Origin of the sequence: Bradyrhizobium sp. NBAIM08 (assembly GCF_020193935.1) — a bacterium.
Taxonomy (GTDB): Bacteria; Pseudomonadota; Alphaproteobacteria; order Rhizobiales; family Xanthobacteraceae; genus Bradyrhizobium; species Bradyrhizobium yuanmingense.
Genome location: NZ_JADYVR010001412.1, coordinates 1 through 379 on the forward strand (window position 1 = coordinate 1; position 379 = coordinate 379).

At 76.8% G+C, this 379-nt stretch carries 1 protein-coding gene; it reads right to left on the reverse strand.

The genetic code is table 11. The features are described 5' to 3' along the window. Positions 1–373, reverse strand: a 373-nt coding sequence (locus I6F37_RS47270; protein WP_225155155.1) for a DUF5995 family protein, incomplete at its 3' end; no start/stop codon positions are given. Positions 374–379: the final 6 nt, after the last annotated feature.

Genomic DNA, 379 nt, shown 5'->3' on the forward strand with positions numbered 1-379 from the left:
ACCTTCTCCCGCGACTCGCGCAGGAAGCGCCGCAAGGCCCAGCGGTGCGCCGGCGCGAGGGCCCGGTCCAGGCGCCGGAGCCGCCACCCGAGGTCGGCGCCCTCGGCGCGCACGCGGGCGAAGAGCACCTCGTCGATGCGCGCGTGGTCGCGGTCGCGCGCGGCCAGGACGGCGGGGTCGGCGAAGTCATCCGCACCGAGGACCGCGACGACCGACTGCGCAGGTCGTCGTCGATGTGGGCGTTCAGGCCCAGCAGCAGGTGGCCGAGCGGGTGCATCGCCGGGTCGGCACCGAAGGCGAGCCGCCAGGGCCGGGGCACCGGCTCCCCGCGCAGGTCGGCGTCGTGGGCGCCGAGGAAGAGGTCCGCGAACACCTCGTC